This window comes from Paenirhodobacter populi (genome assembly GCF_004022215.1).
Taxonomy (GTDB): Bacteria; Pseudomonadota; Alphaproteobacteria; order Rhodobacterales; family Rhodobacteraceae; genus Rhodobacter; species Rhodobacter populi.
In genome coordinates this window covers 74,677-100,760 of the sequence record NZ_SAUZ01000008.1, presented here as the reverse complement: position 1 = coordinate 100,760, position 26,084 = coordinate 74,677, and the positions used below count along the sequence as shown (strand labels likewise).

Here is a 26,084-nt window from a genome sequence, read left to right as displayed (position 1 = left end):
CGATCCGCCGTTTTCCTTAAAGGGCCCCGGCACCCCAAGACGCCGGATCACCAGGGGAACGGGACAGGGGAGCGCCAGGCTTGGCACGGCGGTTCAGAGGGTCGGAAACATTCAAGGTGGACGCGAAAGGTCGCGTTTCCATCCCGGCCTCCTTCCGCCGCGTGATCGAGGCGGGCGACCCCGACTGGCAGACCGGCAGCCGTCCCAACATCCTCATCGTCTATGGCGGACCCGAGCGGAAATACCTCGAGGTTTTCACCATGGAAGCGGTCTATGAAATCGACGATCAGATCGACGCGATGCAGCGCGGCACCGCCGAGCGCGCCGAGATCGAGGAACTGATGTATGCGCAGTCGCACCAGACCGACATCGACGGCGACGGGCGTCTGGTCCTGCCGCAGAAGCTGCGCGAGAAGATCGGCCTGAAGGGCGAGGCCTATTTCGCCTCGGCCGGGACCTCGTTCAAGATCTGGGATCCGGAAACCTACGCCGACGAACAGGCGGCCATCGCCGCCGCGCGCGCCGAAACCCGGCCCGAGGGATATGACCCGCTGATCCACCTGCCGCCGAAGGGGGCGGGGGCATGAGCGGGGCGCCGCACATTCCGGTTTTGCTGCGGCCGCTCCTCAAGGCGGTCGCACCTGTCTCGGGGGTCTGGCTGGACGGGACCTTCGGCGCGGGCGGCTATGCGCGCGGCCTGCTGGCGGCGGGGGCGGAAAAGGTCATCGGTGTCGACCGCGATCCGCTGGTCTTCGACATGGCCGCGGGCTGGCGGGGCGACTACGGCGACCGGCTGGAACTGGTCGAGGGGACGTTTTCGGAACTTGACGATTATGCGCGCGAGATCGCGCCCGACGGGCTTGACGGCGTCGTGCTGGACCTTGGCGTATCGTCGATGCAGCTCGATCAGGCGGAGCGCGGCTTTTCCTTCATGAAGGACGGGCCGCTCGACATGCGCATGTCGCAAGACGGGCCGTCGGCCGCCGACATCGTCAACCATGCGTCCGAGGGCGAGATCGCCGACATCCTCTATCATTACGGCGAGGAACGCGCCTCCCGCCGGATCGCGCGTGCCATCGTCGCGGCCCGCGCCATCGCGCCGTTTGAAACGACGCGCCAGCTGGTGCAGGTGGTCGAACGTTGCCTGCCGCGCCCGAAACCGGGGCAGAGCCATCCGGCGACGCGCAGCTTTCAGGCGTTGCGGATCGCGGTGAACGACGAATTCGGCCAGCTCATCGCCGGGCTGGAGGCCGCCGAGCGCGCGCTGAAGCCGGGCGGCAAGCTGGCGGTCGTGACCTTCCATTCGCTCGAAGACCGGGTGGTGAAGAGGTTCTTTCAGGAACGCTCGGGCCGCGCCGCTTCCGGGTCGCGCTATGCGCCCGAACAGGCGCATGTCGCCCCGGCCTTCGATCTGCTGACCCGCAAGCCGACCGGCCCCGACGATGACGAACTGGCGGAAAACCCCCGCGCGCGGTCCGCGCTGCTGCGGGTGGCGATCCGCACCGACGCCCCCGCGGGCCGCGCCGACCGCGCGACGCTCGGCCTGCCTGCCCTTGTTAGTGACACCGGACGAAGCCGATGAAAACGATCCTGTATCTTGCAACCGCCTTGTGCGTGATGGGGCTGGCCTTCTGGGCCTATCACGTGAACTACGCCACGCAGGACCGGCAATCGGAAATGCGCCGGATGAAGAACGAGATCGCCTCGCTTCAGGAGGGCCTTGGCGTGCTGCGCGCCGAATGGGCCTATCTGAACCGGCCCGACCGGCTGCGCGAGCTGGTGAACCTGAATTTCGCCTCGCTCGGCCTGCTGCCGCTGGCGCCCGAGCAGTTCGGATCCGCCGCGCAGGTGGCCTATCCCGCGCCGCCGATGCCGGATGAACCGCTGGTCGGCGGGCTTGACGTGCCCGTCCATACCGGCCGCGCCAAGACGATTGCCGTATCCCATGAAGTGGTGGAGGACCTGCCATGATCCGCACCCCGCTGCGCCCGCTGGCGCGTATCCTTTCGGCCCGCGAGAAGGGCGAGAACCCCGACGCGATCGAGCGCGAGAACATCCGCCTGCGCGGCGAGGCGATGCGCGAAACCGCGCGCTCGACCGCCGAGGGGCGGCTGTTCCTGATGGGGCTGGTGTTCCTTGCCGCCTTCGTCACCGTCTGCCTGCGGATGGGGACGCTCGCCGCCACCCCGGCGCAGGAACCGCAGGGCAACGGGCTTGGCCCGGCGATCCTCGCGCAGCGCGCCGATATCGTGGACCGCGAAGACCGGGTGCTGGCCACCAACCTCGTCACCCATGCGCTTTACGCGCAGCCGCCGATGATGATCGACCCGAAGGGCGTGGCCGACAAGCTGGTGAAGATCTTTCCCGATCTGAACCACGAGCGGCTCATCAAGGATTTCACCGGCGGGCGCAAATTCGTCTGGATCAAGAAGAAGATCAGCCCCGAGCAGATGCAGATGGTGCATGACATCGGTGATCCGGGCCTGCTGTTCGGCCCGCGCGAGATGCGGCTTTATCCGAACGGGGCGATCGCCTCGCATGTGCTGGGCGGCGCGCGCTTCGGGCAGGAGGGCGTGAATTCGGCCGAGGTGATCGGCACCGCGGGGGTGGAAAAGGCCTTCGACGGCTGGCTGCGCGATCCGGCCAACAACGGCGCGCCGCTGAAGCTGTCGATCGACCTGACCATCCAGTCGGCGGTCGAGGAGATCCTGTCCGGCGGCATGAGCCTGATGAACGCCAAGGGCGCCACGGCGATCATCATGGATGTGCATACGGGCGAGATCATCGCCATGGCCTCGCTGCCCGATTTCGATCCGAACGACCGGCCGCAGCCGCTGACCAAGGGCGATCCCTCGGACAGCCCGCTGTTCAACCGCGCGGTGCAGGGGGTGTATGAGCTTGGCTCGACCTTCAAGATCTTCGCGGTGGCCGAGGCGCTGGAACTTGGCCTCGTCTCGCCCACGACGATGATCCCGACGCAATCGCCGATGACCTGGGGCCGCTTCAAGATCCGCGATTTCCACAATTACGGCGCGCAGCTGTCGGTGACGGACATCATCGTGCAATCCTCGAACATCGGCACGGCGCGGATCGTGCAGATGATCGGGCCGCAGCGGCAGAAGGAATTCCTGGGCAAGATGGGCTTCCTCGCGCCGACTGCGGTCGAACTGGCCGAGGCGCCGACGGGCCGCCCGATCCTGCCGGCGAAATGGTCCGAGATCTCGTCCATGACCATCGGCTACGGGCACGGGCTGTCGGCCTCGCCGCTGCATCTGGCGGCGGCCTATGCGACGATCGCCAATGGCGGGCGCAAGGTCACGCCGACGCTGGTGCATGATCCGAAGCACGAGCCGGGCGAACAGGTGCTGTCGCCCGCGGTGGCAAAACGCGCGCTGGCGATGATGCGGGCGGTGGTGTCGCGGGGCACGGCCTCCTTCGCCGATGTGAAGGGCTATCAGGTCGCGGGCAAGACGGGTTCCGCCGACAAGGTGAAGCCGACCGGCGGCTACTACAAGGACAAGGTGATGGCGACCTTCGCCGGCACCTTCCCGGTCACCGATCCGAAATACGTGCTGGTCCTCAGCCTTGACGAAGGGTCCACCTTCGTCGCCGGTGAGGATCGCCGCACCGCCGGCTGGACCGCCGTGCCCGTCGCCGCCGAGGTGATCCGCCGCGTCGCGCCGCTTCTGGGGCTGCGGCCGGATCCGACGAAGCTGGAATCGCTCGACGGGATCCAGCTTGTCGCGGCGAAAAAGAACTAGGGGCGCGGCAGGGCGCCGATCGCCGGGGGCGGGCCAGACTTGCGTTGACCTGCCCTCCGACATTCCCGTAAATGCGGGCGGAATTCAGGGGGCACGAGATGGGCGACACGGGGACGAAAACGCTCGGCGAGCTGGGGCTGACCGCGCAATACGGGGCCGATGTGCCGCTGACGGGCCTTGCGGTCGACTCGCGCCGGGTCGCGCAGGGCTACCTGTTCGCCGCATTGCCGGGGGTCAAGGCGCATGGCGCGGAATTCGTCGGCGCGGCGCTGGAACAAGGGGCGGCGGCGATCCTGACCGACCGCGCGGGGGCCGAGATCGCGCAGCCCCTGCTGGCCTCGGCCACCGGCCCGGCCGGACGCGCCGTTCTGGTGGTGACGGAAGATCCGCGCCAGACGCTGGCCTATACCGCGGCGCTGTGGTTCGGCATGCAGCCGAAGACGATGGTGGCGGTGACCGGCACCAACGGCAAGACCTCGGTCGCGACCTTCACCCGGCAGATCTGGCAGCTTCTGGGCTATGAGGCGGCGAATATCGGCACCACGGGGGTCGAGGGCAGCTTCACCGCGCCCTCCGCCCATACCACGCCCGAACCGATCACCCTGCACCGCCTGCTGGCCGAGATGGCGAAGGCCGGGGTCGACCATGCGGCGATGGAGGCGTCCTCCCACGGGCTGGCGCAGCGGCGTCTGGACGGGGTGCAGCTTGCGGCGGCGGCCTTCACCAATTTCACGCAGGACCACCTCGATTACCACGCGACCTTCGAGGAATATTTCGCCGCCAAGGCGGGGCTGTTCACCCGCGTCCTGCCCGACGACGGCACGGCGGTCATCAATGTCGATGATCCCAAGGGGCAGGAACTGGTCAAATACGTCGAGGCGCGCGGCCAGCGGGCGATCCGCATCGGCCATGATCCGGATACCGAAATGCGCCTTCAGGGGCAGCGGTTCGACGCCTCGGGGCAGGATGTGCGGTTCCTGTGGCGCGGGCAGGCCCATATGGTGCGGCTGCCGCTGATCGGCGGCTTTCAGGCGATGAACGTGCTGACGGCGGCGGCGCTGGTGATCGCCTGCGGGGCCGAGGCGGAGCAGGTCTTTCGCGTTCTGCACCGGCTGACGACGGTGCGCGGCCGGATGCAGCTGGCCGCGACGCGCGAAAACGGCGCGACGGTGTTCGTCGATTACGCCCATACGCCGGATGCCGTGAAAACCGCGCTGACCGCGCTGCGCCCGCATGTTCTGGGCCGGATCGTCGCCATCGTCGGCGCAGGCGGCGACCGCGACCGCAGCAAGCGCCCGCTGATGGGGCGCGCGGCGGCGGAGCACGCCGATCTGGTCATCGTCACCGACGACAACCCCCGCACCGAGGACCCCGCCGCGATCCGCGCCGCCGTTCTGGAAGGCGCCGGCCCCGAGGCGCAGGAGGTCGGCGACCGCGCCGAGGCGATCCTGCGCGGTGTCGATGCGCTGGCGCCCGGCGACGCGCTGCTGATCATGGGCAAGGGACATGAAAAGGGGCAGGTCATCGGCACCGACGTCTTCCCTTTCGACGATGCCGAACAGGCGTCGATCGCGGTGGCCGCGCTCGACGGCAAGATCTGAGGGAAACACCATGACGCTCTGGACCTCCGACGACGCGGCCCTTGCCACTTCGGGCCGCGTGACCCGCCCGTTCCGGGTGGAGGGGATCTCGATCGACACGCGCTCGATCCGTCCGGGCGATCTGTTCGTGGCGCTGAAGGATGTGCGCGACGGCCATGATTTCGTGGCCGAGGCGCTGCGCAAGGGCGCCGCCGCGGCGCTGGTCAGCCGCATCCCCGAGGGCTGTTCCGAGGATGACCCGCTGCTGATCGTGCCCGACGTGCTGGCGGCGCTGACGGATCTGGGCCGGGCCGGGCGGGCGCGGACCAAGGCGCGGGTGATCGCGGTGACGGGATCGGTCGGCAAGACCTCGACCAAGGAAATGCTGCGCGCCGTCCTGTCGCATCAGGGCAGGGTCCATGCGGCTGAGGCGAGCTTCAACAACCACTGGGGCGTGCCGATCACGCTGGCGCGGATGCCGGTCGATACCGATTTCGCGGTGATCGAGATCGGCATGAACCACCCCGGAGAGATCGACCCCCTGACCCGGCTGACCCGGCCCCATGCGGCGATGATCACCACCGTCGCCGCCGCGCATCTGGAGGCTTTCGTCGACATCCGCGGCATCGCGCGGGAAAAGGCGGCGATCTTCAACGGGCTGGAACCCGGCGGGATCGCGGTCGTGCCGCAGGGGCTGGAGGTCAGCCGCATCCTTCTGTATGCCGCGCGCCGTCACGCGGGCCGGGTGGTGACCTTCGGGCCGGGGCGCGGCGCCGATTACCGGTTGACCAAGGTCCAGATCGAGGGCGATGCCACCATCGTGCAGGCCCGCCACGGGGGAAAACCCTTCATCTACAAGGTGATGACGCCGGGACGGCATTTCGCGATGAACGGCCTTGGGGTGATCGCGCTGGTCGAGGCGCTTGGCGTCGATCCCGCCGTCGCGGTGATGGATCTGGCGAACTGGTCGCCGCCGCGGGGGCGCGGCTCGCGCGAGCGGATCTTCATGGACATTCTGGACGAGGGGCAGAGCTTCGATCTGTTCGACGATGCGTTCAACGCCAATCCGGCCTCGCTTGGCGCGGCGCTCGACGTGCTGGCGGGGGCGAAGCCGCGCGACGGCGTGGGGCGGGTGATGCGTGGGCGCCGGGTGGCGTTTCTGGGCGACATGCTGGAACTCGGCCCCGAGGAACATGCGCTTCATGCGCAGATCGCGGCGCATCCGGCGATGCGGGTGATCGATGTCGTGCATTGCGCCGGGCCGCTGATGCGCGACCTGTGGGAGGCATTGCCGCAGGAAAAGCGGGGCGACTGGTATCCGACCGCGCAGGAACTGGCGGCCCGCGCCCCCCATCTGATCGACGCGGGGGATGTGGTGCTGGTCAAGGGATCCAAAAGCTCAAAGGTGAGCCTTGTGGTTGACGCCTTGCGCAAACTGCGCCAACCCGGCGCCGCCGAGATTTTCAGGGGATAAGAGTAATGCTGTACTGGCTGGCCAACCTGTCGAGCGGGGGTGACCTGTTCAACCTGTTCCGCTACATCACCTTCCGCGCCGGGGCGGCCTTCTTCACCGCGCTGATCTTTGGCTTCCTGTTCGGGCGGCCGCTGATCGACATGCTGCGCAGGAAGCAGGGCAAGGGCCAGCCGATCCGCTCGGACGGGCCGCAGACGCATCTGTCGAAGGTCGGCACGCCGACGATGGGGGGGCTGCTGATCCTCTCGGCGCTCTTGGTGTCGACGCTGCTGTGGGCGCGGCTCGACAATCCCTATATCTGGATCGTGATGGGCGTTACCTATGGCTATGCGCTGATCGGTTTCGCCGACGACTATGCCAAGGTGACCAAGCAGAACGTCAAGGGCGTCAGCTCGCGCACGCGGCTGATCCTCGGGCTGGTTCTTGCGGCGCTGGCGGCGGCGGCGGCGGCCTGGGTGCATCCGGCGGACCTGCGGTTCCAGCTGGCGCTGCCGGTGTTCAAGGACGCGCTGATCAATCTGGGCATCGTGTTCATCCCCTTCGCCATGCTGGTGATCGTGGGGGCGGCGAATGCGGTCAACCTGACCGACGGGCTTGACGGGTTGGCGATCATGCCGGTGATGATCGCGGCGGCGACGCTGGGGGCGATCGCCTATGTTGTGGGGCGCGCCGACTTCACCCAATATCTGGGCGTGCATTTCGTGCCCGGCACCGGGGAACTGCTGGTCTTCTGTTCGGCGCTGATCGGCGGGGGGCTGGGCTTCCTGTGGTACAACGCGCCGCCGGCGGCGGTGTTCATGGGCGATACCGGGTCGCTCGCGCTTGGCGGCGCGATCGGGGCGATCGCCGTCTGCACCAAGCACGAACTGGTGCTGGCGATCGTCGGCGGCCTTTTCGTGGTCGAGGCCCTGTCGGTCATCATCCAGGTCGCCTATTTCAAGAAGACCGGCAAGCGCGTTTTCCTGATGGCGCCGATCCACCACCATTTCGAGAAGAAGGGCTGGGGCGAGGCGCAGATCGTGATCCGGTTCTGGATCATCTCCCTCGTGCTGGCGCTGATCGGTCTGGCGACGCTGAAGATCCGCTGAGAATTTGCGCCGCTTTCGCGGCGCCGTAGCAGGGGGGCCTTCTGCCCCCCTCTTTCGTTCGTGCCGAACGAAATTCACCCCCCGAGGATATTTCTGGAAAGATGAAAGCAGGAAGGGGGCGGAATTCCCTTTTCCCTTCATTCTTCCTGAAATATCCCACGGGGGTGCGGGGGTGTGAAACCCCTGCCTGCGACGTGGGGGCATGATGATTCCGGTTCAGGGATACAAGGGCCACAAGGTGGCTGTTCTGGGGCTTGGCCGGTCGGGGCTGGCGACGGCTGCGGCATTGCGGGCCGGCGGGGCGGAGCCGCTTTTGTGGGACGACAGCCCGGAGGCGCGCGCGCGGGCCGAGGCGGCGGGCTGGACCTGCCACGACCTGACGCGCGAGGGGGCCTTTCACGGGGTGGCGGCGCTGATCACCTCGCCGGGGATTCCGCATCTTTATCCGCAGCCGAACCGTGTCATTGCCGCCGCGATGGAGCAGGGGATCCCGGTCGACAACGACATCGGGCTGTTCTTCCGGTCCTGGGCGACGGCGGGCTGGGACGATTTCACCACCACGCCGCGCACCGTCTGCGTCACCGGATCGAACGGCAAGTCCACGACCACGGCGCTGATCCATCACATCCTCGACCATGCCGGGCGGCCGACGCAGATGGCGGGCAACATCGGGCGCGGCGTTCTGGACATCGAGCCCGCGCAGGATGGCGAGGTCGTCGTGCTGGAACTGTCGAGCTACCAGACCGACCTTGCCCGGGCGCTGACGCCGGATATCGCCGTTTTCACCAACCTCTCGCCCGATCATTTCGACCGGCATGCGGGGCTGGGGGGCTATTTCGCGGCGAAGCGGCGGCTGTTCGTCGAGGGCGGGCCGGATCGTGCGGTGATCGGCGTCGACGAAAAGGAAGGCGTCTTTCTGGCGAACCAGATCGCCACCTCGCGCGAGGATGACCGGGTGATCCGCATTTCTTCGGCAAAGAAGCTGGGCGATTTCGGCTGGTCGGTCTTTGCGCGCAAGGGCTTTCTGGCGGAATGGCGCAAGGGGCGGCAGGTGGGCTCGATCGACCTGCGCGACATCGCCGGGCTGCCGGGCGCGCACAATCACCAGAACGCCTGCGCGGCTTATGCGGCGTGCCGCAGTCTGGGCATCGCGCCGAAGGTGATCGAGGAGGCGTTCCACAGCTTCAAGGGGCTGCCGCACCGTTCGCAGACCATCGCTGTCAAGCGCGGTGTGCGTTACGTCAACGATTCCAAGGCCACCAATGTCGACAGCGCGGAAAAGGCGCTGGAGGCGTTTTCCAACATCCGCTGGATCGCCGGGGGGCTGGGCAAGGAAGGCGGGGTCAAGTCGCTTCAGCCGCATCTGGGCCATGTGCGCAAGGCCTATTTCATCGGCCATTCGGGGCGGGATTTCGCGCTGGAACTCGACGGGCTGGACCATGAGATCTGCGAGACGATGGAGCGCGCGGTGCGGCGCGCGGCCGAGGACGCCGAGCCGGGCGATACCGTCCTGCTGGCCCCCGCGGCGGCGAGTTTCGACCAGTACAAGAGCTTCGAGAAGCGCGGCGATCATTTCGCCGAACTGGTCGTGGCGCTGCCGGACTGAGCTAGAAGAGCTTGGCCGAGGTTTCCTTGAGCACCTCGGCCGAGCGGCGCAGCCCGGCCGCCTCATCGGGCGACAGATCGGGGGCGAGCGTGCCGATCACGCCTTTCGATCCCACCACCCGCGGCAGGCTGAGCGCGACGTCCTGCACGCCCTCGACCTCGGGCGTGACGATGGAACAGGACAGGACCGAGGATTGGTCGTTCCGCACCGCCTGCACGATCCGCGCGAGACCGGCGCCGATGCCATACCATGTGGCCCCCTTGCCCTCAATGATCCGATAGGCGGCCTGGCGCACGCCCGCGTCGATCCGGTCGCGCACCTCGTCGGTGATCGCGGCGCCAAGCTGTGCGCCGAAGCGCGCCACCGTTTCCGTGCCGACGCGGGCCGAGGACCACACAAGCACCTCGCTGTCGCCATGTTCGCCCAGCACATAGGCATGGACCGATCCCGCCGCGATGCCCAGATGCGCGCCAAGCAGCGTGCGGAACCGCGCGGTGTCGAGAATCGTGCCCGAGCCGATCACCCGTTCGGGCGGCAGGCCGGAGGCGCGCAGCGCCACCTCGGTCATGATGTCGACGGGATTCGAGGCGACCAGCAGCAGCGCATCGGGCGCGGCCTTGATAACGCGCGCGACGACCTCGGAAAACACCTCGGCGTTGCGGCTGAGCAGGCTGAGGCGGCTCTCGCCCGGTTTCTGCGGCACGCCGGCGGCCAGAATCACCACCGTCGCCCCGGCAAGATTGTCGTAATCCCCCGCCAGAACCCGGCAGGGATGGGCGAAGGGCACCGCATGGGCGATATCCTCGGCCTGCGCCACGGCGAGCGCGGGCTTGTAATCGACAAGGACGATCTCGCTTGCCCCGCCGGTCAGCGCGATCGCATAGCCCGCGGCCGAGCCGACCATTCCGGCCCCGACGATTCCGACTTTCATGCCCGCCTCCCTGTGATGCCCGGTGAAGGGTCGCATGTTCGGGGCGCCGCGTCACCCGCCAAGGGGGCCGGGGCGGCGGCCGCGCGGGAAACCGCATTCGCCTTGGGCGGAAATCGGGGAAAGCGCCTTCGGACGCGCCGATTCCGCCTTGTTCCCCTGTTCAGGCAAAATGCTTTGCGCTAGAATAAACGTCAGACCCGGAAAAACGGGCGTATTCGAGGCAGCATCGGCGGTAAGCCATGACAGAAATGGTGTTCGGCACCGCGCCTGTAAAGGCGGGTGAACCGGTCCTCCCCCGTTGGTGGCGGACGATCGACAAATGGGCGCTTTCGGCGATTCTGATCCTGTTCGGGGTCGGGATGCTGCTGGGGCTTGCGGCCTCGGTGCCGCTGGCGGAAAAGAACAACCTCGAACCCTTCTACTACGTCAAGCGGCAGGCCTTCTTCGGGGTCACCGCGCTGATCGTGATGCTGGGCCTGTCGATGCTGAGCCCGGTCAAGGTGCGGCGCATCGGGGTGATCGGCTTCTTCTTCGCCTTCGCCGCGCTGCTGGCCCTGCCGGTCTTCGGCACGGATTTCGGCAAGGGCGCGGTGCGGTGGTTCTCGCTCGGTTTCGCGTCGTTCCAGCCGTCGGAGTTCCTGAAACCCGGCTTCGTCATCATCGCCGCATGGTTCATCGCCGCGGCGCATGAGGTGGCGGGGCCGCCCGGGCGGCTCTATTCCTTCATCCTCGCGGGGATCATCGTCACGCTGCTGGCGATGCAGCCGGACTTCGGTCAGGCCTCGCTGGTGCTGTTTTCCTGGATGGTGATGTATTTCATCGGCGGTGCGCCGATCTTCCTGCTGGCCTGCGTGGCGGGGATCACCGCGGCCGGCGGCTTCTTTGCCTACAACACCTCGGACCACTTTGCCCGCCGGATCAATGGCTTCCTGTCGTCGGAAATCGATCCGCGCACGCAGATCGGCTACGCGACGAACGCCATTCAGGAGGGCGGCTTCTTTGGCGTCGGCGTGGGTGAGGGGACGGTGAAATGGTCGCTGCCCGACGCGCATACCGACTTCATCATCGCCGTGGCGGCCGAGGAATACGGCCTTTTGCTGGTGATGGCGATCATCGCGCTTTACGCCCTGATCGTGACGCGCTCGCTGTTGCGGCTGATGCGCGAACGCGACCCGTTCACCCGGCTGGCGGGGGCGGGGCTGGCCTGCACCTTCGGCGTGCAGGCGCTGATCAACATGGGCGTGGCGGTGCGTCTGCTGCCGGCCAAGGGGATGACGCTGCCCTTCGTCAGCTATGGCGGATCGTCGGTCATCGCCTCGGGCATCACGCTGGGATTCCTGCTGGCGCTGACACGATCGCGGCCGCAGGGCGAGATATCCGACATTCTCGCGCGGCGCGCCCAGCAATAACGGCAGGAGGCCGAGATGTCAGACAGTCAACTGCCCCTCCTACTCATCGCGGCGGGCGGCACCGGGGGGCATATGTTCCCGGCGCAGGCTCTGGCCGAGGCGATGGTGCGGCGGGGCTGGCGGGTGAAGCTGTCGACCGACGCGCGCGGGGCGCGCTACGCGGGCGGCTTTCCCCATGTGGTCGAGGTGGAGGAGGTGTCCTCCGCCACCTTCTCGCGGGGGGGGGCGCTGTCGCGTCTGACGGTGCCGTTCCGTATTCTGGGCGGGATCTTTTCCGCGACGATGCGCAACATCTCGGACCGGCCGAATGTGGTGGTGGGATTCGGCGGCTATCCGACGATCCCGGCGCTGAGTTCGGCCTGGGTTCTGCGGGTGCCGCGGGCGATCCATGAACAGAATGGCGTGATGGGCAAGGTGAACCGGATCTTTGCCAAACATGTCAGCGCCTTTGCCTGCGGCACATGGCCCACCGATCTGCCGCCGGGCGTCGAGGGGGTGCATATCGGCAACCCCGTGCGCGGCGCGGTGCTGGAACGGCATGGCGCGCCCTATATCCCGCCGGGCGATTATCCGATGTCGATTCTGGTGATCGGCGGCTCGCAAGGCGCCCGGGTCCTGTCCGAGGTCGTGCCCGAGGCGCTGTCGCTGCTGCCCGACCGCGTCCGCGGGCTGCTGCGCGTCTCGCATCAGGCCCGGCCCGAGGATCTGGAACGTGTCGTCGCCACCTATGCCGAAGCGGGGATCGAGGCGGACGTCCAGCCCTTCTTCCGCGACGTGCCGCGCCGGCTGGCGGATTGCCAGCTGGTGATCTCGCGCTCCGGGGCGTCTTCGGTCGCGGATATTTCGGTGGTCGGGCGGCCCTCGATCCTGATTCCCTATGCCGCGGCGACGGGCGATCACCAGACGGCGAATGCCCGCGGTCTGGTGGATGCGGGGGCGGCGATCCTTGTGCCGGAATCGGCCGCGACGCCGGAATCGCTGGCCGAACAGGTCGCGCTGGTGCTGGACAATCCGGGCGGCGCGCTGCACATGGCGCAGTCGGCGCTTGGCTATGGCATCCCGGATGCGACCGAGCGCCTTGTCGCCATCGTTGAAGAACTCGCAGGATATACATCATGACCGCCGCCGCCACCAAGCTGCCCGGGGAACTCGGGCCCATCCATTTCATCGGGATCGGCGGGATCGGCATGTCGGGCATCGCCGAAGTGCTGATGACGCTGGGTTACCGGGTGCAGGGGTCGGATGCGAAAGCGTCGAAGATCACCGACCGGCTGGTGACGCTTGGCGCCACCTTCTTTGAGGGGCAGCGGTCCGACAATATCACCGACGAGGTCGGGGTCGTGGTGATTTCCTCCGCGATCAAGCCGGGCAATCCGGAGCTGGAAGAGGCCCGCCGCCGTCATCTGCCCGTCGTGCGCCGCGCCGAGATGCTGGCCGAGTTGATGCGGCTGAAGTCGAACATCGCCATCGCCGGGACGCATGGCAAGACGACGACGACGACCCTTGTGGCGACGCTGCTGGACAAGGGCGGCTTCGATCCGACCGTCATCAACGGCGGGATCATCCATGCCTATGGCTCGAACGCGCGGGCGGGTGCGGGCGAATGGATGGTGGTCGAGGCGGATGAATCGGACGGCTCCTTCAACCGGCTGCCCGCGACCATCGCCATCGTCACCAACATCGACCCGGAACATATGGAGCACTGGGGCTCGATCGAGAACCTGCGCAAGGGCTTTTACGATTTTGTCACCAATATCCCGTTCTACGGGCTGGCGGTCTGCTGCACCGACCACCCCGAGGTGCAGGCGCTGGTCGGCCGCGTCACCGACCGCCGCGTCACCACCTTCGGCTTCAACGCGCAAGCGGATGTGCGGGCGGTGAACCTGAGCTATCACGACGGCAGCGCGCATTTCGACGTGCTCTTGCAGCACGAGGGCAAGGATGTGGCGATCGAGGGCTGCACCCTGCCGATGCCCGGCGATCACAACGTCTCCAACGCGCTGGCGGCCGTGGCGGTGGCGCGGTATCTGGGCATGAAGCGCGAAGAGATCCGCGAGGCGCTGGCCGCCTTCGGCGGCGTCAACCGGCGCTTCACCAAGGTCGGCGAGGTTCTGGGCGGCGTCACCGTCATCGACGACTACGGCCACCACCCGGTCGAGATCGCCGCCGTGCTGAAGGCCGCGCGGCAATATGTGTCGGGCACGCCCGGCGCCCGCGTGATCGCGGCGCATCAGCCGCACCGCTATTCCCGCCTGCACAATCTGTTCGACGATTTCTGCACCTGCTTCAACGAAGCCGATGTGGTCGCCATCGCCGAGGTCTATGCCGCGGGCGAGGAGCCGATCCCCGGCGCGACGCGCGACGATCTGGTCGCCGGGCTGATCCGCCACGGTCACCGCCACGCCCGCGCCCTGCTGAACGAGGACGATCTGGCCCGGCTGGTCAAGGAACAGGCGCGGCCCGGCGATATCGTCGTCTGCCTTGGCGCGGGGACGATCTCGGCTTGGGCGAATGCGCTGCCCGCGAAACTGGGAAACTGAGATGAGCCCTGCGCGCCGCGACCGCTGTGCGGGTCCGGCGCAGGGGACGGAAACCGAAAGATGATCCTGTCGATCGCGTTCACCTGCCTCTGGGCGGCCTGCACGGGGCTGATCCAGGTCGGTCCCTACCGCTATCACTGGCCGGTCGCCTGGGGGCTGATCTGCATCGGCGTGCCGCTGCTGGGGTGGGTCACCTTCCAGAACGGGCCGGTCATCGGCCTGCTGGCGCTGCTTGGCGGCGTCTCGGTCCTGCGCCTGCCGGTGCGCAGCCTGATGCAGCCCGCGCAGGGGCGCGGCTGAGGGACGAGAGTTCCCGAAAGATTGTCCTGTGGCTTGCGGGTGTCAGGGCCGTGCCCCCTGCGCCTGTGGATGGCGGGGAGGGGGCCAGCCCCCTCGGCGCAAGCGCCTCACCCCCGGGATATTTATGGAAACACGAAGGGAGAAGATCGCGTTGGGTGGTTCCGAACGCGCGCCTGAATCATTTCGTCCATTAGGCGGATAGGACGCGGGAAAGGGCAGCGATATTGGGGGGAAAGAAAAAGGGGGAGCGTATGGGCCCACGCCTCCCCCTTCTGGTCTTTCAGGTCGTGATCGGAGTCTACACACGACGCTCAAGGATGACGGCCGCGAATTTTTCGGAGTCTGGTTCGCTGCCGTTACCGCTAACATAAGCGAATCGTCGCGCTTGCGCAAGGGAAATGTTTGGCGATAGGAAGGAAGACGTCCCACAGAAAGGTTTCCGGTTGGCCCGTTCTCCTGTCGATTCCCGCCGCCCCCTGACCCTGCGCGATGTCTCCGAAGCGTCCGGCGTTTCCGAGATGACGGTCAGCCGTGTGCTGCGCAATCGCGGCGATGTGTCGGACAGCACACGCGAAAAGGTGCTCGAGGCGGCGCGGATGCTGGGCTATGTGCCGAACAAGATCGCGGGGGCGCTGGCTTCGCAGCGGGTGAATCTGGTGGGGGTGGTGATTCCGTCGCTGTCCAACCTCGTCTTCCCCGAGGTGCTGGGCGGCATTTCGGCCGAACTCGACGACACCGGGTTGCAGCCTGTCGTTGGCGTCACCGCCTATCTGCCGGAAAAGGAAGAGACGGTCCTGTATGAAATGCTGTCGTGGCGCCCTTCGGGGATGATCGTCGCGGGGCTGGAGCATTCGGAAACCGCGCGGGCGATGCTGCGCAATTCCGGCGTGCCGGTGGTCGAGATCATGGATACCGACGGCGAGGGGGTCGATTCGGTCGTCGGCATCTCGCATCGCCGTGCCGGGCGGCAGATGGCGGCGGCGATCGTTGCCGCGGGCTATCGCCGGATCGGGTTTCTGGGCACCAAGATGCCGCTCGACCATCGGGCGCGCAAGCGGCTTGAAGGGTTTCAGGAAGGGCTGGCCGAGGCGGGCCTGCAGCTTGCCGATACCGAGTTCTATTCCGGTGGCTCGGCCCTGAAAAAGGGGCGGGAGATGACGCAGGCCATCCTGTCGCGCACGCCGGATCTGGATTTCCTGTATTATTCCAATGACATGATCGGCGCCGGCGGGCTTTTGTGGTGCCTTGAGAACGGCTATGATGTGCCCCGCCAACTGGGGCTGGCCGGGTTCAACGGGGTGGACCTGCTGGAGGGGCTGCCGCGGCGTCTGGCGACGATGGATTCGTGCCGGCGCGAGATCGGCGCCAAGGCCGCGCAGATCATCGCCGGGCGGCCGCATTCGGGCGTCATCGGCGGCGAGGTGATCGAACTGACCCCGGTGATCCAGCCCGGCGACACGATCCGGCGCGCCTGAGCCGTCAGTGCCGCGCCTGCCAGCTCGCCGAAGCGCGCTGACGGGTGTAGAATTCCCCCATCAGCCCGATCATCATCAGCGCCAGCCCGACATACAGCGGATACTGCCAGTTCGAGAAATGCGGGTTGTAATTGATGAAGGTGAAGCCCCGCGCCTGATCGATGGTGTGGAACAGCGGGTTCCAACTGAACATCATCAGGATCTTGTGCGGCAGCGTATTGGCGAGGAAGAACTTGCCCGAGGCGATCATGTTCACCCGCGTATAGATCTGCATGGCGATTCCGGCGGCATCCGGCGCCCAGGGTTTGAGCGCCAGGAAGATGACCCCGACCGCGACGCCGCTGAACCACGCCAGCAGCAGCATGGCGAAGGCCCCGACCCAGTTGTAGATGGTGATCTGCACGAAGGCGGCGTGGTAGATGAACAGGATCGTCATCGCCGACAGGACCTGCAGGTAAAGCGTGCCGAGCGCCGCCGAGGCAATGGCGATCGCGGGCGTCATCGGCGCGTGTTTCATCATCGCCGAGGCGGGCCCTTCGGAGGCGAAGACCGCCCCCACCGCCTTCACATGGGTCATGTAAAGGAAGATCCCGGTCATGATATACAGGATGAAATCGCCGCGCAGCGCCACCGTCTGCATGCCCAGAAGCGTCATCATCAGATAGAACGAGCCGACCAGCACAACCGTCTGGAAGATGTTCTTCAAAAGCCCGATGAAGGCATTGCCATGCGCCTGCCGGACATTGCGCACCGTCGCGTGATAGATCAGCTCCAGCGTGCTGAACGCCGATGCAAGGCCGCCTCTGCGTCGCTTCACCCTGAACATGCCTGATCCTTGCCGGCTGGAACGTTGTCGTGACTGTATCTTGCCGATCCGGCCGTGGCAGATCATAACTTCGGGACCAATTCATGGCAATCACCGGGGTTCCGGCGGGAGTGAACGATGGATCTTGAACGTCTTGCCTTTGTCCTGCGGCGTCTTGCGCTGGATGCGGGGGACCGGATCATGGAGGTCTACCATTCGTCGGAATTCGAGGTGCGGCAGAAATCCGATGCCTCGCCGGTGACCGAGGCGGACGAGGCGGCCGACCGGCTGATCTCGGAAGGGCTGGCCGAGGCCTTTCCGCAGATGCCGCTGGTGACCGAGGAACAGGCCGCAAGCCATCTGCAATCGGTCAGCACCTTCCTGATCGTCGATCCCTTGGACGGGACCAAGGAATTCGTGCAGCGGCGCGGCGATTTCACCGTCAACATCGCCTATGTCGAAAACGGCGTGCCGGTGCGCGGCGTGGTCTATGCCCCGGCGAAGGGGCGGCTGTTCTACACGCTCGCCGATGGCCGTTCGGTCGAGGAGATCGGCCCCGGTTTCCACAAGGATGTGGTGGGCGAACAGCGGCCGCTGATGGTGTCCGTGCCCGACAATCGGGCGTTGCGCGTGGTCGCGTCGAAATCCCACCGCGATCCGGCGACGGATGCCTATATCGCGCAATATGCGGTGCAGGAGATGACCTCGGCCGGGTCGTCGCTGAAATTCTGCCTTGTCGCGGCGGGGGAGGCGGACCTGTATCCCCGCCTTGGCCGCACGATGGAATGGGACACGGCGGCGGGCGATGCGGTGCTGCGCGGGGCAGGGGGCAAGATGGTCCGGCTTGAGGATCACGCGCCCTTCACCTATGGCAAACCCGGCTTCGAGAATCCCTTCTTCATCGCCTATGCTCCCGGCGTCCTTCTGGTGAAATAATGTCCGTCCTGATCGTCATTCCCGCCCGCTATGCCTCGACCCGCTATCCGGCAAAGCCGCTTGTGCCGCTGACCGGGGCGGACGGGGTTCCGAAAACGCTGATCCGCCGCAGCTGGGAGGCGGCGCTGTCGGTTTCCGGGGCGGACCGGGTTGTGGTCGCCACCGACGACGACCGCATCCGCGCCGAGGCCGAGGGATTCGGCGCCGAGGTGGTGATGACCTCCCCCGACTGCGCCAACGGCACCGAACGCTGCGCCGAGGCGCTGGACCGGATCGGCGGCGATTACGAGATGGTCGTGAACCTGCAGGGCGATGCGCCGCTGACCCCCGCCTGGTTCATCGAGGATCTGGTCGCGGGCCTGCGCGCCCACCCCTGGGCCGAGCTGGCGACGCCGGTGCTGCGCTGCGAGGGGGCGATGCTGGCCTCGCTGCGCGAGGACCGCGCACAGGGGCGCGTGGGCGGCACGACGGCGGTCTTCGGGGCGCTGAACCGGGGGATCTACTTCTCGAAAGAGGTGATTCCCTTCACCGCCGGAACCTATGCCCCGCATGATCCCACCCCGGTCTTTCACCATGTCGGCGTCTACGCCTACCGGCCGGACATCCTGCGCGCCTATCCGAACTGGCCGGTCGGTCCGCTGGAAGGGCTGGAGGGGCTGGAACAGCTCCGCTTCCTCGAAAACGCCCGCGCGGTGCTCTGCGTCGAGGTCGAGGCGCGGGGTCGACAATTCTGGGAACTGAACAATCCCTCGGACGTTCCCAAGATTGAGCGAATGATGGCCGAGATGGGCATTTCCTGACATCACGTCATATTTGTGACGCCATTTCGTGCGCATCTCGGCGAAAAGGCGCGAAAGGTAAATGGTTTCTTACTGCCGCCGCTTGAGATGCTTCGTTTTTCGGCGGATGATACCGCCGCCAATTCACGGATCATGAACGGTCCACAACTATAGGTGCTATATGAAACGCAAGGTCACGAAAGCGATTTTCCCCGTCGCCGGCCTCGGGACCCGCTTCCTGCCCGCGACGAAGGCGATCCCGAAAGAGATCCTGACGCTGGTGGACCGTCCGTTGATCCAATATGCGATCGATGAAGCGCGCGCCGCGGGCATCACCGATTTCATCTTCGTGACGTCGCGGGGCAAATCCGCGCTGGAAGACTATTTCGACGATGCGCCCGAACTGGAAGCCGCGCTGAACAAGCCGAGCAAGGCGCATCTGCTGAAACTGCTCGAAGCGACGAAGATGCATTCGGGCGAAATCGCCTATGTGCGGCAGAACCGGCCGCTCGGCCTTGGCCATGCCGTCTGGTGCGCCAAGAAGCTGGTGGGCGACGAGCCCTTTGCCGTGCTGCTGACCGACGACGTGATCGCCGCCGAAAAGCCCTGCCTCGCGCAGATGATGGAAGCCTATGAGGAAACCGGCGGCAACATCGTCGCCGCGATGGAAGTGCCGCGCGACCGCACCTCGTCCTACGGCATTCTGGACGTCAAGCAGGACATGGGCTCGCTGGTCTCGGTCAAGGGCATGGTCGAGAAGCCGCAGGCCGAGGATGCGCCCTCGAACCTCGCGGTGATCGGGCGCTATATCCTGAACAACAGCGTCATGGAAAACCTGAACAAGCTGAAGACCGGCACGGGCGGCGAAGTGCAGCTGACCGATGCGATCGCCGACGAACTGACCAAGGGCAATCCGGTCTACGGCTGCCGCTTCCGCGGGCAGCGCTACGACTGTGGCTCCAAGGCGGGCTTCCTGCAGGCGACCGTGGCCTTCGGCCTCGCGCGGGAGGATCTGCGCGAAGAGTTCGAGCATTTCCTCGGTGATGTCATGGCGATGCGCGCGGCCGCGGAATAAGGGCGATGACCAAGCATGTTCTGGTGACGGGGGGTGCGGGCTATATCGGCTCGCACGCCTGCAAGGCCCTGCGGAACGCGGGCTATGTGCCGGTGACCTTCGATTCCCTGCTGACGGGATGGGAAGGCGCGGTGAAGTTCGGCCCGTTCGAACAGGGCGATCTGGCCGACCGTGCGCGGCTGGACGAGGTTTTCGCGAAGTGGAAACCCGTCGCCGTCATGCATTTCGCCGCGCTCAGCCTTGTCGGCGAATCGATGAAGGATCCGGGCAAATACTGGCGCACCAATGTGTTGTGCGCGCTGAACCTGATCGAGGCGGCGGTGGTGGCGAACTGCAGGCAGTTCGTCTTTTCCTCGACCTGCGCGACCTATGGCGATCAGGACGGCGTGCTGCTGGATGAAAACGCCCGGCAGTTGCCGATCAACGCCTATGGCGGATCGAAGCGCGCGATCGAGGACATGCTGCGCGATTTCGGCGCCAGCGACGGGCTGCGCTCGGTCATCTTCCGCTACTTCAACGTTGCGGGCTGCGATCCGGAGGCCGAGATCGGCGAGAATCACGAACCCGAGACCCATCTGATCCCGCTGATGCTGGATGCGATCGACGGGCGGCGCCCGGCGCTGACGGTGTTCGGATCGGATTATCCGACGCCGGATGGCACCTGCATCCGCGATTATGTGCATGTGTCCGATCTGGTGGATGCGCATGTCCTTGGCCTGAAATGGCTGGAGGATGGCAAGCCTTCGGATGTGTTCTGCCTCGGCTCCGGCACCGGCTTTTCGGTGCGCGAGGTGATCGCCAAATCCCGTGCGGTCACCAACCGCGACGTGCCGATCATCGAGGGGGAACGCCGTCCGGGCGATGCCGCCTCGCTGGTCTGCGGTTCGACCAAGGCGGTGAAGGAACTGGGTTGGCAACCCAAGCGCAGCGATCTGGAAACCATGATCGCCGACGCCTGGCGCTGGCATCAAAGCCCGCGGTTCGGGGCCTGATCCCGAACCGGAGGCGGATGGATCTGCTGTCCGATATCATCCGCCGCTATCGGCTGCGCGTGAAGCGGCGCAAGCTGCTGTGGCGCGCGATCAAGGCCCGCCGCCGGTTGCAGCCGGTCTGCGACCGGACGGCGGGGATCGCGCCGGGGGATATCCTGCTGTTCGCCTGCCTGCGGAACGAAGCCGCGCGCCTGCCGTTCTTACTGCGCCATTACCGCGACCTCGGGGTCAGCCATTTCCTGATCGTGGACAATGCCAGCACCGACGCCACCGCCGCGCTGTTGCGGGCGGAGCCTGGCGTTTCGCTGTGGCGCGCCGAGGGCAGCTACCGCGCCGCGCGCTTCGGGATGGACTGGATCAACGGGCTGCTGATGCGCCACGGCAACGGGCACTGGTGCCTGACGGTCGATGCGGATGAGATCCTGATCCTGCCGACCGACCGCACCCCCGCCCTGCCGGCGCTGACCGCGTGGCTCGACGCGCAGGGGGCGGATTGCATGGCGGCGCTGATGCTGGATCTGTATCCGCGCGGGCCGTTGTCGTCTGCCCGGTGCGCGCCGGGGGCGGATCCCGCCACGGTGCTGGATCACTACGATCCCTGCGGATACGACTGGGAATACCAGCCCCGCTATCGCAATATCTCGATCCGCGGGGGGCCGCGACAGCGCGTCCTGTTTGCCGACAACCCCGAGCGCGCGCCCCATCTGCACAAGACGCCGCTGATCCGCTGGCACTGGCGCTATGCCTATGTCAGCTCGACCCATATCGCGCTGCCGCCACGGCTGAACGCCGGGTTCGACGCGCGGCGCGGCCTGCCGACGGGGGTGCTTTTGCACAACAAGTTCCTCGATCAGGTCATTCCGCGGTCGCGCGATGAAAAGCTGCGCGGCGAACATTTCACCCATGCCGCGCTTTATGACGATTATTACGACAGGCTGATCGCCGATCCGGTCCTGTGGCATCCCGGGGCCGCGACCTGGCGCGGCTGGCGCGCGCTTGAGGCCGAGGGCCTGATCTCGCGCGGTGGCTGGACCCCCGATCCGGCCCAGGATGTTGACAAGACAACAGCAACAAACTAACGCGGAAGTCATCTTGTGCCATGGCCTCGCGCCATTCCAAGGGCATCGACCGAAGACTGGCCCGACAGTCGCCGACTTGTGTTGTGTGACGTTCCATATGCCCGGCGAGTGGAAGACAATCCGTGAATCTGAAGACGCTATACCGCCTGAGGATGATGCGCCGCCGCCACCAGCTGCGGGGATTGCTGCACCGGCACGAACTGAAGCCGGTTTCCGACCGCACGGCCGGGATCGACCCCTCGGATATTCTGGTTTTCACGACGCTGCGCAACGAACGCATCCGGCTGCCGTGGTTCCTGAACTATTACCGCGACATGGGGGTCGGGCATTTTCTGATGATCGACAACGGCTCGGATGACGGGTCGGCCGACTATCTGCACGATCAGCCGGACGTGTCCCTGTGGTCCACGCGCGCCAGCTACCGCGCCGCGAATTTCGGGGTCAGCTGGATCAACCACCTGCTGCGCCGTCACGGCACCGGCCATTGGGTGCTGGTGGTCGATCCGGACGAATTGTTCGTTTATCCCTATTGCGATGTGCGCCCGCTCCGCGCGCTGACGGACTGGCTGGACGGGCAGGGGCTTCCCTCCTTTTCCGCGATGCTGCTGGATCTGTATCCGAAGGGGCCGATCGGCGCCGTTCCCTATCAGGAGGGGCAGGATCCGCTTGAGATCGCCTGCTGGTTCGACAGCGGCAATTACATGATGCGGCGCAATGCAAAGTTGCATGACCTGTGGATTCAGGGCGGGCCGCGGTCGCGGGCCTTTTTCTCCGATGATCCGGCCTCGGCCCCGGCGTTGAACAAGATTCCGCTGGTGCGCTGGCAACGCGGCTATGTTTATGTATCATCGACCCATGCGCTGCTGCCGCGGCGGTTGAACCATGTATATGAGGAGCGGGGCGGGGAAATGGCCTCGGGCTGCCTGCTGCATACGAAATTCCTGCCCGTCCTGACACAGAAGGTCGCCGAGGAGATGCGGCGGCGCGAACATTACGCCGGGTCTGCCGAATATGCCGCCTATCGGCAGGGGCTGGCCGGGGGGCTCGACCTCTGGACGGAACAGTCGGAACGGTATCTGAACTGGCGCCAGCTCGATACGCTCGGCCTGATCTCGCGGGGGAACTGGCTGTGAGCTTCGGCGTGGTGATGATCTGCCACACCGCGCTCGACCGGGTGGCGCAGGTGGCGCGGTTCTGGGCGGCGGGCGGCGTGCCGGTGGCGATCCATCTGGATGCGGCCGTGCCCGACGCGGCGTTTGATACACTGCGCCGCAGTTTGGCCGATGTCGATGCCGTCGGGTTCACCCGGCGCTATCGCTGTGCCTGGGGAACGTGGTCGCTGGTCGCCGCCGCGCAGGCCGGGGCGGAGATGATCCTGTCCCGTGCGCCGCATGTCGGGCATGTCTACCTGACCTCGGGCGCCTGCCTGCCCTTGCGCCCGGTTGCCGATCTTGCGGATTATCTGGCCGCCTGTCCCGACACCGATTTCATCGAAAGCGCCACCACCGCCGACACGGAATGGACGATCGGCGGGCTGGATATCGAGCGGTTCACCCTGCGCTTCCCCTTTGGATGGAAGACGCAGCGCCGGCTGTTCGACGCCTATGTGGACCTGCAACGCCGGCTGGGCTTCCGGCGCCGGATTCCGCCGGGCCTCACCCCGCATCTGGGCAGCCAGTGGTGGTGCCTGTCGCGCAAGACGCTTTCGGCGATCCTGACGGATCCGGACCGGGCCCGTTACGACCGCTATTTCCGCCGCGTCTGGATTCCGGACGAAAGCTATTTCCAGACACTGGCGCGGCGCCATTCCGACCGGATCGAAAGCCGCTCGCTGACGCTGGCGCGGTTCGATGCGCTCGGCAAGCCCTATGTCTTTTACGACGATCACCAGAAGGTGCTGCGCCGCTCGGGCTTTTTCGTCGCGCGCAAGATCTGGCCGGGGGCCGAGGGGCTCTATCGCGGCTTCCTGTCGCCGGATCTGGAGCGCAGCCGGGCCGAGCCCGATCCGATGCCGCTGGAACGGCTGTTCCGCGCTGCGACCGAACGGCGCCTGCGCGGGCGGCCGGGGCTGTATATGCAAAGCCGCCTGCCACGGCGGGACCGCGAACAGGGTAAGACCGCCGCGCCCTATTCGGTCTTTCAGGGATTCGGCGAGCTGTTCGAGGATTTCGGCGGCTGGCTGGCGCAGCAGATCCCGGGGGATGTGCATGGCCATCTCTTCGCGCCCGGACGCGCCGAATTCGCGGGCGGGCAGCGCGGTTTCCGCGGCGGCCTGTCCGACAGCGCGCGCTTGCGCGACTATGACCCGCGCGCCTTCCTGACCAGCCTGATCTGGAACAGCCGGGGCACGCGCCAGTGTTTCCTGTTCGGCCCGCGCGACGCGCAGGAGATCAACTGGTTCATCGCCACCGATCCGCAGGCGCAGATCTCGGTCATCAGCGGGGCGTGGGTGGTGCCGCTGTTCCGCGCGGGCGGCGATTTCGCCGCGATCCGGCAGGAGGCGACACGGCTCCACCGGATCGAGACCCGGCATCTGGAGATCCTGCGATCCGTCCATACGCAGGCGCGGCTGCGGATCTGGACGCTGGCGGATTTCCTTGACGATCCGGCGACGCCACTGCAGGCGATCATCGATGAAATCAGCCCCCGCCGGCAGCAGCCGCTGACCACGCTGCCGCGGATGGTTGACCTGACGGGCTTTGGCGGGTTCTTGCAAAAGCTGCGCAATCAGGGCCTGCAGCCCCGCCTGATCGGGAATTTCCCGGTCGGCCACGAAGCCATGCTGCGCGGCCCCGTCCAGCCGGCCGCCCGCAACACATGAAGGCGGAACAGACCATGCCGAAATTCGACAGTTTCGTGATTCTCGCGGAAATGCGCACCGGGTCGAACCTGCTCGAGGCCGCGCTCAACATGCTGGCGGATGTCACCTGCCACGGCGAGGCGTTCAACCCCGCGCTGATCGGCTATCCCGACCGGGCGGAGCTTCTGGGCATCAGCCGCGCGGCGCGGGACCGCGATCCGATGGCACTGTGGGATCGTATCCGCAACGCCCCGGGGCTGAACGGCTGCCGGTATTTCCACGACCACGACCCGCGCGTGCTGGATGCGATGCTGGACGACCCGAGCTGCGCCAAGATCGTCCTGACCCGCAATCCGGTCGAAAGCTATGTCAGCCTGAAGATCGCCCGCGCCACCGGACAGTGGAAGCTGGGCGATGCGCGCAACCGCAAATCGGCGCAGGCCGTGTTCGACGCGAGTGAGTTCGAGGCGCATCTGGCCGAATTGCAGGATTTCCAGATCCTGCTGATGCGGGCCTTGCAGACCTCGGGCCAGACGGCCTTCTACGTGGATTATGACGATCTGCGCGATCTTGACGTGCTGAACGGTCTGGCCGCCTGGCTGGGCGTTCCCGCGCGGCTGGCGGCGCTGCCCTCGAACCTCGTGGTGCAGAACCCCGGGGCGATCGGCGACAAGGTGGCGAATTTCCCGGAACTTGAGGCCGCGCTTGCCCGGCTCGACCGCTTCAACCTGTCGCGCACCCCGAATTTCGAGCCGCGCCGGGGGCCGGCGGTGCCGCGCTTCGTCGCAAGTGACCGGGGGCTGGTCTACATGCCGCTGCCCTCGCCCTTCGACACGGTGCTGCGCAACTGGTTTCACGAACTGGGCGCGGTCGAGGAGAATTTCACCCAAGGCAGCCTACGCCAGTGGAAGGACCGCCACCCCGGCCATCGCGGCTTCACCGTGCTGCGCCATCCGCTGGAACGCGCGCATCTGGCGCTGGCGGCGCTGCTCAGGCGGCGCGACATGGCCGATATCCGCGAGGCGCTGCGCCGGGTCTACAAGCTGCCCATACCGGCCGAAGGCACGCGCACCGGGCCAAGGGACTGGGATCCGAAGGATTGGGCGGGACTGCTCGAACAGTTCATGGGCTGGCTGAAGGCGAACCTGAACAACCAGACCAACGTGCGGGTCGCGCTGATCTGGGCAAGCCAGTCGGCGATGATCGAGGGGTTTTCGCGCTTTGCCGCGCCCGATGTGATCATGCGCCACGACCGGCTGGACGATGATCTGGCCTGGCTGTGCTGGACCGTGGGGATCGAGCCGCCGCACCTGCCGCCCGAAGAGGCGATCGCCCCAGTGGCGCTGTCGGAAATCTGGTCGCCCCGGCTGGAGGAAATCGCGCGCGATCTCTATGCGCGCGACTACAATCAGTTCGGTTTCAAGGACTGGGGCGTGGCCTAGGAAGACGGGGCG

At 66.5% G+C, this 26,084-nt stretch carries 23 protein-coding genes; 21 read left to right on the top strand and 2 right to left on the bottom strand.

Translation table 11 applies throughout. The features are described 5' to 3' along the window. The first annotated feature begins 116 nt into the window (after positions 1–116). From D2T30_RS08375 to murD, 8 genes are all read left to right on the top strand, one after another. Positions 117–587 (top strand): division/cell wall cluster transcriptional repressor MraZ, encoded by a 471-nt coding sequence (locus tag D2T30_RS08375; RefSeq protein ID WP_338325325.1) that lies wholly within the window; start codon positions 117–119, stop codon positions 585–587. Then, positions 584–1,582: a 16S rRNA (cytosine(1402)-N(4))-methyltransferase RsmH gene (gene rsmH, locus D2T30_RS08370; protein ID WP_128208491.1), complete on the top strand. Its 999-nt coding sequence runs from the start codon at positions 584–586 to the stop codon at positions 1,580–1,582. Before D2T30_RS08375 ends, rsmH begins: the two co-directional genes overlap by 4 nt. Then, positions 1,579–1,971: a cell division protein FtsL gene (gene ftsL, locus D2T30_RS08365; RefSeq protein ID WP_128181505.1), complete on the top strand. Its 393-nt coding sequence runs from the start codon at positions 1,579–1,581 to the stop codon at positions 1,969–1,971. Before rsmH ends, ftsL begins: the two co-directional genes overlap by 4 nt. After that, the gene (locus tag D2T30_RS08360) at positions 1,968–3,761 is read left to right on the top strand and encodes a peptidoglycan D,D-transpeptidase FtsI family protein (RefSeq protein WP_128181503.1); all 1,794 of its coding nucleotides are present in this window, start codon (positions 1,968–1,970) and stop codon (positions 3,759–3,761) included. The genes ftsL and D2T30_RS08360 overlap by 4 nt, the downstream gene beginning before the upstream one ends. A 98-nt stretch (positions 3,762–3,859) precedes the next feature. Beyond that, a complete protein-coding gene (locus tag D2T30_RS08355) occupies positions 3,860–5,362 on the top strand; it encodes a UDP-N-acetylmuramoyl-L-alanyl-D-glutamate--2,6-diaminopimelate ligase (RefSeq protein WP_128208490.1) in 1,503 nt (500 codons plus the stop codon). 10 nt (positions 5,363–5,372) lie between these two features. Further along, positions 5,373–6,815 (top strand): UDP-N-acetylmuramoyl-tripeptide--D-alanyl-D-alanine ligase, encoded by a 1,443-nt coding sequence (locus D2T30_RS08350; RefSeq protein WP_128208489.1) that lies wholly within the window; start codon positions 5,373–5,375, stop codon positions 6,813–6,815. A 5-nt stretch (positions 6,816–6,820) separates the two neighbouring features. Then, positions 6,821–7,903, top strand: a complete 1,083-nt coding sequence (gene mraY, locus D2T30_RS08345; protein ID WP_128181497.1) for a phospho-N-acetylmuramoyl-pentapeptide-transferase — start codon at positions 6,821–6,823, stop codon at positions 7,901–7,903. Between the two features lie 205 nt (positions 7,904–8,108). After that, the gene (gene murD / locus D2T30_RS08340) at positions 8,109–9,509 is read left to right on the top strand and encodes a UDP-N-acetylmuramoyl-L-alanine--D-glutamate ligase (protein WP_128208519.1); all 1,401 of its coding nucleotides are present in this window, start codon (positions 8,109–8,111) and stop codon (positions 9,507–9,509) included. 1 nt (position 9,510) lies between these two features. Here the strand turns inward: murD and D2T30_RS08335 are convergent, their stop codons facing one another. Next, a complete protein-coding gene (locus D2T30_RS08335; RefSeq protein ID WP_128208488.1) occupies positions 9,511–10,440 on the bottom strand; it encodes an L-lactate dehydrogenase in 930 nt (309 codons plus the stop codon). 239 nt (positions 10,441–10,679) lie between these two features. Here D2T30_RS08335 and D2T30_RS08330 point away from each other — a divergent pair, with 239 nt between their 5' ends. The 5 genes from D2T30_RS08330 to D2T30_RS08310 all read left to right on the top strand — a co-directional run bounded on the left by D2T30_RS08330 (position 10,680) and on the right by D2T30_RS08310 (position 16,164). Next, complete coding sequence (locus D2T30_RS08330; protein WP_128181493.1) at positions 10,680–11,849, top strand: peptidoglycan glycosyltransferase FtsW; 1,170 nt, start codon at positions 10,680–10,682, stop codon at positions 11,847–11,849. 15 nt (positions 11,850–11,864) lie between these two features. Continuing rightward, complete coding sequence (locus D2T30_RS08325) at positions 11,865–12,968, top strand: UDP-N-acetylglucosamine--N-acetylmuramyl-(pentapeptide) pyrophosphoryl-undecaprenol N-acetylglucosamine transferase (protein ID WP_128208487.1); 1,104 nt, start codon at positions 11,865–11,867, stop codon at positions 12,966–12,968. Beyond that, on the top strand, positions 12,965–14,389 hold the full coding sequence (gene murC, locus D2T30_RS08320) for a UDP-N-acetylmuramate--L-alanine ligase (RefSeq protein WP_128208486.1): 1,425 nt from the start codon (positions 12,965–12,967) through the stop codon (positions 14,387–14,389). Before D2T30_RS08325 ends, murC begins: the two co-directional genes overlap by 4 nt. 60 nt (positions 14,390–14,449) lie before the next feature. Beyond that, positions 14,450–14,689: a DUF2484 family protein gene (locus tag D2T30_RS08315; protein WP_128181487.1), complete on the top strand. Its 240-nt coding sequence runs from the start codon at positions 14,450–14,452 to the stop codon at positions 14,687–14,689. A 443-nt stretch (positions 14,690–15,132) separates the two neighbouring features. After that, entirely contained in the window at positions 15,133–16,164 is a 1,032-nt protein-coding gene (locus D2T30_RS08310; RefSeq protein WP_128208485.1) for a LacI family DNA-binding transcriptional regulator, read from the top strand. Between the two features lie 4 nt (positions 16,165–16,168). Here the strand turns inward: D2T30_RS08310 and D2T30_RS08305 are convergent, their stop codons facing one another. Continuing rightward, complete coding sequence (locus D2T30_RS08305) at positions 16,169–16,990, bottom strand: ABC transporter permease (protein ID WP_128208484.1); 822 nt, start codon at positions 16,988–16,990, stop codon at positions 16,169–16,171. A gap of 117 nt (positions 16,991–17,107) precedes the next feature. On the opposite strand from D2T30_RS08305, the gene cysQ reads away from it, so the two are divergent. The 8 genes from cysQ (at position 17,108) to D2T30_RS08265 (ending at position 26,072) form a co-directional block, all read left to right on the top strand. Then, positions 17,108–17,905 (top strand): 3'(2'),5'-bisphosphate nucleotidase CysQ, encoded by a 798-nt coding sequence (cysQ, locus tag D2T30_RS08300; RefSeq protein WP_128208483.1) that lies wholly within the window; start codon positions 17,108–17,110, stop codon positions 17,903–17,905. Next, positions 17,905–18,705 carry a 3-deoxy-manno-octulosonate cytidylyltransferase gene (locus tag D2T30_RS08295; RefSeq protein WP_128208482.1) on the top strand — a complete coding sequence of 267 codons (801 nt, stop codon included), beginning with the start codon at positions 17,905–17,907 and terminating at the stop codon, positions 18,703–18,705. Before cysQ ends, D2T30_RS08295 begins: the two co-directional genes overlap by 1 nt. 160 nt (positions 18,706–18,865) lie before the next feature. Continuing rightward, the gene (gene galU, locus D2T30_RS08290; RefSeq protein WP_128181477.1) at positions 18,866–19,759 is read left to right on the top strand and encodes a UTP--glucose-1-phosphate uridylyltransferase GalU; all 894 of its coding nucleotides are present in this window, start codon (positions 18,866–18,868) and stop codon (positions 19,757–19,759) included. 5 nt (positions 19,760–19,764) lie between these two features. Continuing rightward, on the top strand, positions 19,765–20,751 hold the full coding sequence (galE, locus tag D2T30_RS08285) for a UDP-glucose 4-epimerase GalE (protein WP_128208481.1): 987 nt from the start codon (positions 19,765–19,767) through the stop codon (positions 20,749–20,751). Between the two features lie 17 nt (positions 20,752–20,768). Then, complete coding sequence (locus D2T30_RS08280; protein ID WP_128208480.1) at positions 20,769–21,830, top strand: glycosyltransferase family 2 protein; 1,062 nt, start codon at positions 20,769–20,771, stop codon at positions 21,828–21,830. Between the two features lie 152 nt (positions 21,831–21,982). Further along, entirely contained in the window at positions 21,983–22,963 is a 981-nt protein-coding gene (locus tag D2T30_RS08275; protein WP_128208518.1) for a glycosyltransferase family 2 protein, read from the top strand. After that, positions 22,960–24,651 (top strand): DUF5927 domain-containing protein, encoded by a 1,692-nt coding sequence (locus D2T30_RS08270; RefSeq protein WP_128208479.1) that lies wholly within the window; start codon positions 22,960–22,962, stop codon positions 24,649–24,651. Before D2T30_RS08275 ends, D2T30_RS08270 begins: the two co-directional genes overlap by 4 nt. 14 nt (positions 24,652–24,665) lie before the next feature. After that, positions 24,666–26,072, top strand: coding sequence for a nodulation protein NodH (locus D2T30_RS08265; protein WP_128208478.1), 1,407 nt, complete (start codon positions 24,666–24,668; stop codon positions 26,070–26,072). The last annotated feature ends 12 nt before the right edge of the window (positions 26,073–26,084 follow it).